Annotated in this window: 11 protein-coding genes; 1 reads left to right on the forward strand and 10 read right to left on the reverse strand. The window is 61.3% G+C overall.

The window, feature by feature from the left end; all coding sequences use genetic code 11:
• Nucleotides 1-5: 5 nt before the first annotated feature.
• The 9 genes from SMD27_RS03190 to rimP form a co-directional block, all read right to left on the reverse strand.
• Nucleotides 6-776, reverse strand: a complete 771-nt coding sequence (locus SMD27_RS03190) for a glycerophosphoryl diester phosphodiesterase (protein WP_320506880.1) — start codon at nucleotides 774-776, stop codon at nucleotides 6-8.
• A 26-nt stretch (nucleotides 777-802) separates the two neighbouring features.
• Entirely contained in the window at nucleotides 803-2,938 is a 2,136-nt protein-coding gene (gene pnp / locus SMD27_RS03195) for a polyribonucleotide nucleotidyltransferase (RefSeq protein WP_320506881.1), read from the reverse strand.
• A gap of 233 nt (nucleotides 2,939-3,171) precedes the next feature.
• On the reverse strand, nucleotides 3,172-3,441 hold the full coding sequence (gene rpsO / locus SMD27_RS03200) for a 30S ribosomal protein S15 (RefSeq protein WP_320506882.1): 270 nt from the start codon (nucleotides 3,439-3,441) through the stop codon (nucleotides 3,172-3,174).
• Nucleotides 3,442-3,458: 17 nt separating this feature from the next.
• A complete protein-coding gene (truB, locus tag SMD27_RS03205) occupies nucleotides 3,459-4,385 on the reverse strand; it encodes a tRNA pseudouridine(55) synthase TruB (RefSeq protein WP_320506883.1) in 927 nt (308 codons plus the stop codon).
• Nucleotides 4,372-4,875, reverse strand: a complete 504-nt coding sequence (gene rbfA / locus SMD27_RS03210) for a 30S ribosome-binding factor RbfA (RefSeq protein ID WP_320506884.1) — start codon at nucleotides 4,873-4,875, stop codon at nucleotides 4,372-4,374. Before rbfA ends, truB begins: the two co-directional genes overlap by 14 nt.
• 81 nt (nucleotides 4,876-4,956) lie before the next feature.
• Entirely contained in the window at nucleotides 4,957-7,584 is a 2,628-nt protein-coding gene (infB, locus tag SMD27_RS03215) for a translation initiation factor IF-2 (protein WP_320506885.1), read from the reverse strand.
• 33 nt (nucleotides 7,585-7,617) lie between these two features.
• Nucleotides 7,618-8,295, reverse strand: a complete 678-nt coding sequence (locus tag SMD27_RS03220) for an RNA-binding protein (RefSeq protein ID WP_320506886.1) — start codon at nucleotides 8,293-8,295, stop codon at nucleotides 7,618-7,620.
• Nucleotides 8,296-8,335: 40 nt separating this feature from the next.
• Nucleotides 8,336-9,871, reverse strand: coding sequence for a transcription termination factor NusA (gene nusA, locus SMD27_RS03225; protein ID WP_320506887.1), 1,536 nt, complete (start codon nucleotides 9,869-9,871; stop codon nucleotides 8,336-8,338).
• 10 nt (nucleotides 9,872-9,881) lie between these two features.
• Nucleotides 9,882-10,379, reverse strand: coding sequence for a ribosome maturation factor RimP (gene rimP, locus SMD27_RS03230; RefSeq protein WP_320506888.1), 498 nt, complete (start codon nucleotides 10,377-10,379; stop codon nucleotides 9,882-9,884).
• Nucleotides 10,380-10,803: 424 nt separating this feature from the next.
• Here rimP and SMD27_RS03235 point away from each other — a divergent pair, with 424 nt between their 5' ends.
• A complete protein-coding gene (locus tag SMD27_RS03235; RefSeq protein WP_320506889.1) occupies nucleotides 10,804-11,763 on the forward strand; it encodes a 2-hydroxyacid dehydrogenase in 960 nt (319 codons plus the stop codon).
• A 30-nt stretch (nucleotides 11,764-11,793) separates the two neighbouring features.
• Here the strand turns inward: SMD27_RS03235 and SMD27_RS03240 are convergent, their stop codons facing one another.
• A complete protein-coding gene (locus SMD27_RS03240) occupies nucleotides 11,794-12,594 on the reverse strand; it encodes a class II aldolase/adducin family protein (protein WP_320506890.1) in 801 nt (266 codons plus the stop codon).
• Between the last annotated feature and the right edge of the window lie 18 nt (nucleotides 12,595-12,612).

Genomic DNA, 12,612 nt, shown 5'->3' on the forward strand with positions numbered 1-12,612 from the left:
ATAGGTCATCGCCCGATTTCCGCCAGCAACCGGCCCGGCACATCGGTAAATACTGCATCCACGCCCCAGGCGAACAGCTGGCGCGCCAAATTCACGTCATTAACGGTATAGACCAACAGCAGATAGCCAGCCTGCTTGATGGCCCGGGCCCAATCCTGGGTCAAGGCCTCATGCCAGCAATGGATCGAGACGGCGCCGAGTTCCTGGGCCAAACCTAGCCAGTCGGCCGGAGCATCTTCCAGCAACAGGCCGAGCGGAAAGCCCGCCCCAGGCCGCGCTTCGTTGATACGCCGCGCTTCCAGCAGGCTTTCATAGGAGAAACTGGAAACCAACGGCAACGGCTTGGCCGTCGGCCAGACACGGCCCAATTCGTCAAGCACACCAACTGCGGTCTCGCGGTCGCGGCCGGGACAGGGCTTAATCTCGACATTGCAGCCAAGCTCCAGCCGCTCCAGGCAGGCGATCGTCTCGGCCAGGGTTGGGATCCGGCTGTTGGCCCAGGCCGGGCCGAACCATGATCCGGCATCGAGCGCCTGCAGGGCCGAAAGCGACATTTGCGCGGCGAAGCCCATGCCGTTCGTTGTCCGATCGACAATGTCGTCGTGCAGAAGAATGACGGCATTATCCGCCGTCAACTTGGCATCGAATTCGACCCAGGACGCACCTTGGGCCTTGGCTTCGATGAAGCCTTCCAAAGTATTTTCGGGGGCGGCTTGCGCCGCCCCTCGATGACCAATCACACGCGGAACTGACAGTGCCGCCTGTTGCGATTGCATGATGACATGCCCCGTCGCGTCGCCGATCACTCGGCCGGCGCGGCGGGTTCGCTCTGCTTATGGCTGATGTCTTCGCCGGTTTGTTGATCGACCGCCTTCATGCTCAGCTTGACCTTGCCGCGATCATCCATGCCGATGCACTTGACCTTCACGACATCGCCGACATTGACCACATCGCCCACCTGCTTCACGCGCTGCGGCGCCAGTTCACTGATGTGAACCAGACCGTCGCGGGTGCCGAGGAAGTTCACGAAGGCGCCGAAATCCATCAGCTTCACGACCTTGCCTTCATAGATCTGGCCGACTTCCGGTTCGGCGACGATGCCCTTGATCCAGTCGATGGCAGCCTGAGACGCCTTGGCATCGACCGCCGCCACCTTGATGGTGCCGTCGTCTTCGATATCGATCTTCGCGCCGGTCACTTCGCAGATCTCGCGGATCACCTTGCCGCCGGAACCGATCACTTCGCGGATCTTGTCCTTCGGGATGTTGATCACGGTAATGCGCGGGGCGTTCTGGTTGACGCCTTCGCGCGCACCGGTCAGCGCCTTCGACATCTCACCGAGGATATGAACACGGCCCTGATGCGCCTGTTCCAAAGCGATCTTCATGATCTCCTTGGTGATCGAGGTGATCTTGATATCCATCTGCAGGGCGGTGATGCCCTTCTCGGTACCGGCCACCTTGAAATCCATGTCACCGAGATGGTCCTCATCGCCGAGAATGTCGGAGAGCACGGCGAAACCATCCTTCTCCTTGATCAGACCCATGGCGATACCAGCCACCGGACGCGGCATCGGCACGCCGGCATCCATCAGGCTGAGCGACGTGCCGCAGACGGTCGCCATCGAAGACGAGCCGTTGGATTCGGTGATCTCCGACACCACACGCATGGTGTAGGGGAACTCTTCCTTCTTCGGCAGCAGCGGATGGACGGCGCGCCAGGCGAGCTTGCCATGACCGACCTCACGACGACCCGGCGATCCCATGCGGCCGGTCTCACCGGTCGAATAGGGCGGGAAGTTGTAATGCAGCATGAAGTTTTCGCGATATTCGCCTTCGAGCGCGTCGATGATCTGCTCATCCTGGCCGGTGCCGAGCGTGGCAACCACCAGCGCCTGGGTTTCACCCCGTGTGAACAGCGCCGAACCATGGGCGCGGGGCAGTACGCCGACTTCCGAAACGATCGGACGCACCGTCTTGGTGTCGCGGCCATCAATGCGGGTGCCGGTCTTCAGGATGTTGCCGCGAACGATATCGCGTTCCAGTTCCTTGAAGAGCTTGCCGACGAGCTCGGTGCGGATCTCGTCAGTGCCGATGACTTCCTTGGCCTTGGCCTTGACCGCGGCAACCTTGTCGGTGCGGGCCTGCTTGGCCTGTTCGCGATAGGCTTCGGCGAGATCGTTTGAGAACTGCGCCTGCAGAGCGGCCCAGACTTCCTTGTATTCCGGCTTTTCCTCGGCGAGCGGCCAGGGTTCGTTGGCGCATTGCTCCGCGAGTTCGATGATCGCATTGATCACCGGCTGGAAGCTGTCGAAGCCGAAATTGACGGCGCCCAGCATGATTTCCTCAGACAGCTCCTGGGCTTCCGATTCCACCATGAGAACACCTTCCGAGGTGCCGGCGAGGACGAGCTCGAGCTGGGTATCCGCGAGCTGCTCGGCCGTCGGATTGAGAACATATTCGCCATTGATGTAGCCGACGCGGGCGGCACCGATCGGGCCCATGAAGGGAATACCGGAAATCGTCAGCGCGGCGGACGCACCGACCATAGCGACGATATCCGGATCGTTCTCGAGGTCGTGGCTGAGAACGGTGCAGACCACCTGGGTTTCATTGCGATAGGCCGGATGGAAGAGCGGGCGGATCGGACGGTCAATCAGACGCGAAACCAGCACTTCCTTTTCCGAGGGACGGCCTTCGCGCTTGAAGAAGCCGCCGGGAATCTTGCCGGCCGCGAAGGCCTTTTCCTGGTAATTGACGGTGAGGGGGAAGAAATCGACACCCGGTTTCGGCTCCCTGTTGCCGACAGCGGTGCAAAGCACCACGGTGTCGCCATAGGTCGCGAGCAGAGCACCATCCGCCTGACGGGCGATGCGGCCGGTTTCGAGGGTCAGCTTGCGGCCGCCCCACATCAATTCTTTGCGATAGATTTTAAACATATAAGGTCCTTTACAGATCCAAGTCATCGACCGGATGGCTTGCCGGACCCGCGGAAACAATGTCGTAACAGGAGACCGTCGCGATCTCAGGGACATTGCTTGCGTTGGCCCGGCTGTCGTCTTGCGGGAGGGTTGGTCTGTGCCGATTTCGCTGTTCCGGTCGTTGCGACAGCGCCCGCATCGGCACAAAGCAAGAACCCGCCCAGGCCTTCCTGAAGCGGGTTCCGGCGATATTAGCGGCGCAGGCCGAGACGGGTAATGATGTCCTGGTAGCGGCCGACATTCTTCTTCTTCACATAGTCGAGCAAGCGGCGACGCTGCCCCACCATGACCAGCAGACCGCGACGCGAATGGAAATCCTTGTCATGGCTTTGCAGATGTTCGGTCAGATTCTTGATACGCTCAGTCAGGATGGCGACCTGCACCTCGGGCGAACCGGTATCGTTCGTGCCCTTGGCATATTCCTTGATCAATTCCTGCTTACGCTCCGGCGTAATCGACATCGCCAACTCCTTTCAATTCAGAGGTTCATCACGCGCACCGGAACGAGTTCACCGGCTTCGAACCGGGTCAGTGCCACGAGTTTACCGGCAGACATGGCGCAAACCATGCAACCTGGCGCAAATTCGCGGATGCGATCGCGGTCCTGTCGATGCAGGAGACCGATCGCCTGGCCGGACCGAAGGCGGCCCGCCTCGGTGGTGGTCAAGGCCAGCGCCGGGATGTCGTCCAGCGCGGTCTCAACGGGTAATAAATGCTCAAAAGCGGCCGGACTATGCCCCATGGTCTGTAAAGTTTCCAGTGAAATCGCCCGGCTTTCATCGAAGCCCCCAACCGATAGTCGTCGAAGGGCGGAAACATGGCCAACAGACCCAAGATATTGAGCGATATCCCGGGCGAGCGACCGCATATAGGTTCCTTTGCCGCACCGCGCCTCGAAAACCGCTTCATCGGCGCTCAGCCGGCCGGTCAGGGCCAGGTCGTCGATCCGCACTTTGCGCGGCGCCAGTTCGACCACCTCGCCATCGCGCGCCAGATCATAGGCGCGCTCACCGTCCACCTTGATTGCCGAAAAAGCCGGCGGCACCTGGTCAATGAGGCCGATGAAATGCGGCAGGGCTGCGCGTATCGCCGCATCGTCCGGTCGTACCGGCGAGGTTTCCGTTACTTCGCCTTCGGCATCGTCGGTCGCGCGCTTTTCCCCGAATTTAAGGGTGAAGCGATAGGATTTGGCCCCATCAATCACATAGGGAACCGTTTTCGTCGCCTCGCCAAGGGCAATCGGCAGAATACCCGTCGCCAAGGGATCAAGCGTGCCGCCATGGCCGGCCTTCTGGGCGTCGAACAGGCGCCGGACGGCGGCCACCGCCTGGGTCGAGGTCAGGCCGAGCGGCTTGTCGAGAATGAGCCAGCCGTCGACTTTCTCGCCGCGCTTACGCCGCGCCATCGGAATCCTCGTCCTCGTCGCTCGTGCCGGAGGCTGCGGCATCTTCCGATGCACCGCCAAGATCCCGGGCAACCACCGGATCGTTCAGCAGGGCTTCGATCCGGTTCGCCTGGCCGAAGCTCTCATCCAGCCGGAAGCGCAATTGCGGCGATACCCGCAGATTGACCTCGCGGGCCAATTGACCGCGAAAGAAGCCGGCAGCACGGTTGAGTGCGGCGATCATTGTCTTGGTATCTATCTCGGCATCGACCGCAACGCCGAAAGGCACGACAAAAGCCGTGGCATTGCGCAGATCCGGACTGACATCGACGGCGGTCACCGTGACCGAATGATGCGCAAGATCGGGATCGTCCAGCACGTCGCGGCCGATGATGCGCGCCAAAGCATGGCGCATCTCCTCGCCGACCCGCAATTGACGCTGGCTGCCACCGCGGGCGCCACCCTTTGCCGCGCCGCCCCTGGTACCGGCGGATTTCTGTTTACGTGTCATCGTTCTTTCTGAATCCCTGATAGCCGAAGCGCGCCCCTGCCGGGCAGGAGCGCGCTGGATCGGCCCGTTTTCAGGCGGTTTTTATGCCAGCTGGCGCGACACTTCCTCGAGCTCGAAGCATTCGATGATGTCGCCCTTCTGGATGTTGTCGTAGTTCTCGAAGGCCATGCCGCATTCGAAGCCTTCCTTGACCTCGCGCACTTCGTCCTTGAAGCGCTTGAGCGTCTTGAGCGTGCCTTCGTGAATGACGACGTTGTCGCGCAGCAGGCGGACCTTGCCACCCCGCTTGACCATGCCTTCGGTAACCATGCAGCCGGCGATCTTGCCGACCTTGGTGATGTTGAAGACCTCGCGGATCTCGGCATTGCCGAGGAACTTTTCCCGCAGGGTGGGCGCCAGCATGCCGCTCAGCGCCGCCTTCATGTCATCGACCACGTTATAGATGATCGAGTAGTAGCGGATGTCGATGTGATCGCGCTTGGCCATTTCACGGGCCTGCGGATTGGCGCGCACATTGAAGCCGATGATCAAGCCGCCCGAAGCACGGGCCAGCGTCACGTCGGATTCATTGATGCCGCCGACCGCCGCATGCAACACGCGCACCGCGACTTCTTCGGTCCCCAATTGCTTCAGCGAATTGACGATCGCCTCGACCGACCCCTGCACGTCGCCCTTGATGACGACCGGCAGTTCCTTGGCCTCGCCGGCCTGGATCTTCGAGAACATCTGCTCCAGGGTCCCGCGGGCGGAGGCCGCCGCCACTTTCTGCCGGTGGGTGTGCTGGCGGAATTCGGTAATTTCGCGTGCCCGCGCTTCCGATTCCACCACCACGAAATTGTCGCCGGCGAGCGGCGTCCCCTGCAAGCCAAGCACTTCGACCGGCACGGCCGGGCCGGCACTTTCGACGGGGCGGCCACGATCGTCGAGCAGCGCACGCACGCGGCCCCATTCGGTGCCGGCGACGAAGATGTCGCCGACCTTCAGCGTGCCCTTCTGGACCAGCAGGGTCGCGACGGTGCCGCGGCCACGCTCCAGCTTGGCTTCGACCACCGCACCCTGGGCCGCGCGATCCGGATTAGCCTTCAGATCGAGGATTTCCGCCTGCAGCAGCAGCGCTTCTTCGAGCTTGTCGAGATTGAGCTTCTGCTTGGCCGAGACTTCCACGGTCAGAACTTCGCCACCCATTTCTTCGGTGACGATTTCATGATTGAGCAGCTCCTGCCGCACCCGGCCCGGATTGGCACCCGGCTTATCCATCTTATTGATGGCGATGATGATGGGCACCTTCGCCGCCTTGGCGTGGTGGATGGCTTCGACCGTCTGCTGCATGATACCGTCATCAGCGGCGACCACCAGCACGACGATATCCGTCACATTGGCGCCGCGCGCCCGCATTTCCGAGAAAGCGGCGTGACCCGGCGTATCGATGAAGGTAATCTTCTTGCCGTCTTCCAGATTCACCTGGTAGGCGCCGATATGCTGGGTAATGCCGCCGGCTTCATGCGCTGCGACGTCGGTCTGACGCAAAGCATCGAGCAGCGAGGTCTTGCCGTGGTCGACATGGCCCATGATGGTGACGACCGGCGGACGCGGCACCAGATTGGAATCCCTGTCCTCTTCGCCCATCAGGCCGATTTCCACGTCCGAAGCCGAAACGCGACGGAAGCTGTGGCCGAATTCGCCGATGATGAGTTCGGCGGTATCGGCATCGATGGTCTGATTGATGGTGGCCATCACGCCCATTCGCATCAGCGCCTTGATCACATCGGCACCGCGTTCGGCCATACGATTGGCCAATTCTTGGACGGTGATGGTTTCTGGCAGAATCACTTCTCGCAGCACTTTCTGTTGTTGCGCCTGGTTCATCTGCATATGGCGCTTTTCTTTTTCACGGGCGCGGCGCATCGCCGCGAGCGAGCGAACCCGCTCGCCGCCGTCTTCATCCAACGCCTTGGTCACGGACAATTTGCCCGGACGGCGCTGGTCATCGCGACGCGCGGTTGTGACCGGCTTCGGTGCCGCAACACGTCCGGCTGCCGGACGCCGCCGCGCAGCAGCACCGTCATCCTCGTCTGTAGTCTCAGCCTGCCGCGACACGGCTTTGCTGAGATGCATGCGCGTATCGCCGGCCGGCTGGGTCGCAGCCGCGCTACGGACCGGACGCGCCGGCGCCTTCGCCCCTTCTTCACCCTCGCCCGCCGCTTTGACCGGCATTGCCGCGGGTGTGGCGGCGTCGGTTTGCACCTTTTCGGCGGCCACCTTGGCTGCTTCGGCCTGGCGCACCTCTTCTTCCTGGCGGCGCTTTTCCGCTTCGGCGCGCTCACGCTCCGCCCGTTCGGCGGCGCGGGCAGCTTCCTCGGCTTCCTGGATTTTGCGCAATTCCTCGTCGCGCTTGGCTTGTTCCAGCGCCTTCAGGCGGGCGGCCCGTTCATGCGCGGTCAAACCGTGATGATCCATATCCACCGGGGCCGGGGGCATCTCCGCAGCCGGCACATGCTTCTGCTCAGCTTCGGGGCTGAACTCCATCTTGCCGCCGGCGCCTGGCGCATAGGTACGCTTCTTCTTCACCTCGACCGCCACCGTCTTGGAGCGGCCATGCGGGAAGCTCTGCCGAACCTGACCGCCATCGACGGTCTTCTTCAGCTCAAGCTTGCCCGACGATGACAGCTTCAGTGGCTTGCGGGTCGGGGTGTCGGTATCACTGCTCATGCGTTCTCAAGTCCCGCTCAACAAATTACGTCTTTACTCAGTCTTTCGCGCCGCTTGCGCCCCATCGGCCATACCGGCCAAACGGCGACAAGCCAGGCTTAATCTCTCGGCAATACCGCTGCTTTTGAGCGCAACATGCACGGGATTTTCCCGTCCAAGCGCTGCTGCCAGTTCGGCAACGGTCAAAGGTGTCCATATCTCTACCCCAGAACCGGCCAGCCGCGCTAGCTTGCTGCGTCCGTCCTCGGCACCGTCGCTGGCCTGGACCAGCACGGCGACCTGTTTTGCCCGCAAGGCCTGCTCGACCTTGTCATATCCGGCAGTCAGATCGCCCGATTTGCGCGCTAGGCCGAGAAGCTCGGCCACCTCACGCTGCAACAAGACGGTAACCCGTTCGACCAGATCTGCCGGCATCCCGACCTGTCGCCGCGCTGCTTTGGCAAAAGCATTGGTCTTGATCGCCGTCAGCAAAGCCGCACGGTCCGCCTGCACCCAAAAACCACGGCCAGGCAGCCGATTTTTTACATCCGGCACCACCTGCCCGTCGGGGTCCAGGACGAAACGCAGCAGATGCCGCTTGTCGAAGACCTGGCGGGTGACGATGCAGCGACGCGACGGCGACTTGCCCGACGGAGACATCTCCCCGTCGCTACCATCGACGACACTGTCATCGCTGGAAAGCTTGCCGTTACCGATCACCACACCATCCATTCGCAGAGCGCCCTGGTCCTTCCATCAGCCTGACAGCTAGTTAACTCGCGGCCTTGCCTTCGCCCTCGAACCAATGGGCCCGCGCCGCCATGATCACGGCATTGGCCTCATCCAAGGAGAGATCGAAGTCCTTCAGGATGCCGTCCTTGTCATCGGTCAACTCATCCGCGGCGAGATCGGCGAGGTCATCGAGCGTCTTCACGCCCTTCTCGCCCAAGGCCACCAGCATCGCCGGGGTCAGGCGTTCAATCTCGGCGACATCATCGGCAACGCCAAGTTCCTTGCGGCGCTCGACCATGCGCTGCTCTTCGGCTTCCAGCCATGCCTGCGCACGGGTCTTGAGCTCGGCCGCGACATCCTCATCGAAGCCCTCGATTGACGAGAGATCTTCGATCGGCACATAGGCAACCTCGTCGATGCTGCTGAAGCCCTCGGTCACCAGAAGGTGAGCGATAACGTCATCGACATCCAGCGCATCCATGAACATTTGCGACCGGGTGCGGAATTCTTCCTGACGACGCTCCGATTCCTGAGCCTCGGTCAAAATATCGATATCGAAACCGGTGAGCTGCGAAGCAAGACGCACATTCTGGCCGCGACGGCCAATCGCCAGAGATAATTGGTCATCCGGCACAACAACTTCAATGCGGCCGGAATCTTCATCGAGCACCACCTTGGCCACTTCCGCCGGCGCCAAGGCATTCACCACGAAGGTGGCATGATCTTGTGACCACGGAATGATGTCGATCTTTTCACCCTGCAATTCGCCGACCACGGCCTGGACGCGGCTGCCCCGCATACCGACGCAAGCACCGACCGGATCGATCGAGCTGTCGCGCGAGATGACGGCGATCTTGGCGCGGCTGCCGGGATCGCGGGCCACCGACTTGATTTCGATAATGCCGTCATAGATTTCCGGCACTTCCTGGGCGAACAGCTTCGCCATGAAGTCGGGATGGGTGCGCGAGAGGAAAATCTGCGGACCACGAGCTTCCTCACGCACGTCATAGATCAGTGCGCGCACCCGGTCGCCGCTGCGGAAGGTTTCGCGCGGCAGCAATTCGTCGCGTCGCAGCATGGCTTCGCCGCGGCCAAGATCGACGGTGATATTGCCGAATTCGACGCGCTTGACGAGGCCGTTGATGATCTCGCCCTTACGGTCCTTGAATTCCTCGTACTGGCGCTTGCGTTCGGATTCGCGCACTTTCTGCACGATCACCTGTTTCGCGGTCTGGGCGGCGATGCGACCGAAATCGATCGGCGGCAGCTCATCGACAATCAGATCGCCGGCCTTCAGGCCCGGGTCGCGGCGCTGCGCATCCTTAACCAGTATCTGCGTTGCCTCGTTCTCGATGGCTTCCACCACTTCGCGGACGCGGGTCAGTTTGATTTCGCCCGTTTTGCGGTCGATATTGGCGCGAATGTCATGCTCATGACCGTATTTCGAGCGGCCGGCCTTCTGAATGGCCTGTTCCATCGCGACCAAGACTTCGTCGCGGTCGATGCTCTTTTCCCGCGCCACGGCGTCAGCAACCTGCAGCAGTTCCATGCGCGGAATGGCAATCGTCGTATCCATGGGTAAGCCCCTAGTTCTCCAGTGTATGTGGCTGCTGGTGCAGGGCGATCAGCGCATCGGTCAGCACCAGCTTGGCTTTGTGAATGACATCAAGCGGCAAAACAATCTCGCCTTCATCGGACTGCAGGCGCAATTTGCCGTCTTCCAGGCCGGCCAGAGTGCCGCGAAACCTTTTCCGGCCGTCGACCGGTTCGGTGGTTTCGATCTTGACCTCATGCCCGGCAAAACGTTCGAAATGCTTCGGCTGGGTCAGCGGCCGGTCAATCCCCGGCGAGCTCACTTCCAGACTATAGGCTTCGGTAATCGGGTCTTCGACATCGAGCACCGCGGAAATCGCGCGCGACAGGTCGGCGCAATCATCAACCGACATATGCCGGCCGTCTTTGGGCTCCGCCATGATCTGCAGGGTCCGGCGCTGATTGCCCGAAATCTGCACCCGCACCAATTCAAAGCCCATGGCCTCGATGGTCGGGGTGATGATGCGCGTGATGTCGTTAACCAAACTCATTGTATCGCCAAACTCGTTGTGCCGATGACCGCCTTCAGTTCCGGTTGAACTTCCTGCTCCGGCCGCCGCGCCGGCCGTCGCGTCGCGTCCGCCCAGTCGCGTCAGTACCGAGCCACTTCCTTGCCGGGCCGCGGGTAACAAAAAAGGCGGGCTTTTTGGCCCACCCTTGTCATTTGGTCTTTCAAGACCACGGGATTTGCCAGGGAATATAGTGATTTGCCGGCATATTGCAAGCCCGGAAGCTGGCAGCGCCCTGACGGGCCGCAGACAACAAATGCCCGAAATCCAACCAGTCCTCTATAGGACTATAAACTTAGAAAAACGGACACCCATGTCATGTGATGTCGCCGCAGACCTGGAACGAGCGGGGCAAGCGGGGCTATGGTGCTGCATCTGCAACGATTCGTTGATCGAAAGCCCATCTATGTCGACCTTTAACATCGTTTTTCCCGATGCGTCGATCGAGACCGCCAATTTCCTGGAGGACTGGCCGCGACCGACCGGACTGAAACTGACGGTGGATTGCGGCCCCCGCGACAGCGATGAGGCGCTGATCGAGCGCTGCAAGAAGGCCGATGCCATTCTCTGGGGCTGGGCGCAGCTCAATGCTGAAGTGCTGGCCGCCTGCAAGAAACTGAAAATCGCCTCTTTCCTCGGCATCGGCATCGACGGCTATATCGACATGGCAAGCTGCCGGGCCCGTGGCATCAAGGTCTGCAACACGCCGAATTACGGCAACCGGACCGTGGCCGAACACGCCATCGCCCTGATGTTCGCCGTCTCACGCCAGATCGCCAAGTTCGACAGCGCGGTGCGGGCCAATAACTGGTCGGAAGACCCGCCCGGGCTTGAACTCCAGGGCCGGCGCCTGGGCATTGTCGGTTTTGGCGCGATCGGCCGCGAGGTCGCCAAGATGGCGCTGGGACTGGGGCTGGAAGTGGTGGCCTGGGCGCGGCGCCCCGAGCGGTTCGGCCTCGCCTTCCCCTCGGTCCGTTTCGTCACCCTGGCCGATCTCTTCTCGACCTCAGAGGTGATTTCGCTGCATCTGCAGCTCAACGACCAGACCCGCGGCATGATCAATGCCCAGTTACTGGACCTGATGCTGCCGGAAGCCATTCTTATTAATACTGCACGGGCCGGGCTGATCGACATGGCGGCCCTGGAACGATCACTGACGGAAAAGCGGATTTTCGGCGCCGGCCTGGATGTTTTCGAGAATCAGGGTCAGTCCATCGCGAAATCCGCGCTGCGGAAACTCGGCAATGTCGTGATGACGCCCCATGTGGCCTATAACAGCACCGCCACCACGCGCCGCATGGTCATGATCGGCCTGCACAATATCCTGAATTACCGCGCCGGCCAGCCGACCAATCTGGTCCCGTAAGGGACCAGACCGGCAGCTTCGGTTACCGCTTTAGTTCTTGTAAGTGGGGTCGATCCGGTCGAGCAGGCGCAGCAGCGCCGTCCAGGCGAGGTCATAGCCGTCCACATCCTTGAACTGGCCTTCCTCCACCGCGCGATCGGCGTCATTGAACTGGCGCTCGGTATGTTCGCAGACCGCCGGGCTCGGCACCACGAGCTGGCCGCCAGCCTGGGCTGCCAGTTGGATTTCGCAGGCTTTGTCCAGGTAATACATGCGCAGGAAGGCTTGTTGCGGGGTACGGCCAACCGTCAACAGGCCATGATTGCGCAGGATCAGCACCGGCTTATTGCCGAGATCCTTGACCAATCGCTTCTGTTCATCGAGATCCAGCGCGATGCCTTCGTAATCGTGATAGGCGACGTTGTTGTAGAATTCGAGCGAGATCTGGTTAAGCGGCAGCAGGCCGCCGGCCTGGGCCGCAACAGCGCAGCCTGCCTTGGTATGGGTATGCAGCACGCAATGGGCATCATCCCGGGCGCCGTGGATGGCACTGTGGATGACGAAGCCGGCCGGATTGACTTTATAGGGTGTCGGCTCCACGGCATTGCCCTGGAGGTCGATCTTGACCAGGTTCGAGGCCGTGATCTCGTCGAAGAACAGCCCATAGGGATTGATCAGGAAATGATGCTCCGGTCCGGGCAGGCGGACCGAAATATGGGTGAAAATCAGATCCGTCATCCGAAAATGGGCGATCAAGCGATAAACCGCCGCCAATTCCTGGCGCAAACGCCATTCTTCCGCGGAATATTTGCTGTTGGGGGCGGTAGCGGCGCGCAGGACATCTCCGGCCATGTTACGTCTTCTCCCTGG

The sequence above is a fragment of the Dongia soli genome (assembly GCF_034044715.1).
Lineage (GTDB): Bacteria > Pseudomonadota > Alphaproteobacteria > Dongiales > Dongiaceae > Dongia_B > Dongia_B soli.

What these genes read in the sequence shown, in the direction of transcription:
- nusA (WP_320506887.1), bottom strand. Translation starts at nt 9,871, where the DNA reads ATGGATACGACGATTGCCATTCCGCGCATGGAACTGCTGCAGGTTGCT.
- SMD27_RS03190 (WP_320506880.1), bottom strand. Translation starts at nt 776, where the DNA reads ATGCAATCGCAACAGGCGGCACTGTCAGTTCCGCGTGTGATTGGTCAT.
- SMD27_RS03240 (WP_320506890.1), bottom strand. Translation starts at nt 12,594, where the DNA reads ATGGCCGGAGATGTCCTGCGCGCCGCTACCGCCCCCAACAGCAAATAT.
- pnp (WP_320506881.1), bottom strand. Translation starts at nt 2,938, where the DNA reads ATGTTTAAAATCTATCGCAAAGAATTGATGTGGGGCGGCCGCAAGCTG.
- SMD27_RS03235 (WP_320506889.1), top strand. Translation starts at nt 10,804, where the DNA reads ATGTCGACCTTTAACATCGTTTTTCCCGATGCGTCGATCGAGACCGCC.
- rbfA (WP_320506884.1), bottom strand. Translation starts at nt 4,875, where the DNA reads ATGACACGTAAACAGAAATCCGCCGGTACCAGGGGCGGCGCGGCAAAG.
- infB (WP_320506885.1), bottom strand. Translation starts at nt 7,584, where the DNA reads ATGAGCAGTGATACCGACACCCCGACCCGCAAGCCACTGAAGCTGTCA.
- SMD27_RS03220 (WP_320506886.1), bottom strand. Translation starts at nt 8,295, where the DNA reads ATGGATGGTGTGGTGATCGGTAACGGCAAGCTTTCCAGCGATGACAGT.
- truB (WP_320506883.1), bottom strand. Translation starts at nt 4,385, where the DNA reads ATGGCGCGGCGTAAGCGCGGCGAGAAAGTCGACGGCTGGCTCATTCTC.
- rimP (WP_320506888.1), bottom strand. Translation starts at nt 10,379, where the DNA reads ATGAGTTTGGTTAACGACATCACGCGCATCATCACCCCGACCATCGAG.
- rpsO (WP_320506882.1), bottom strand. Translation starts at nt 3,441, where the DNA reads ATGTCGATTACGCCGGAGCGTAAGCAGGAATTGATCAAGGAATATGCC.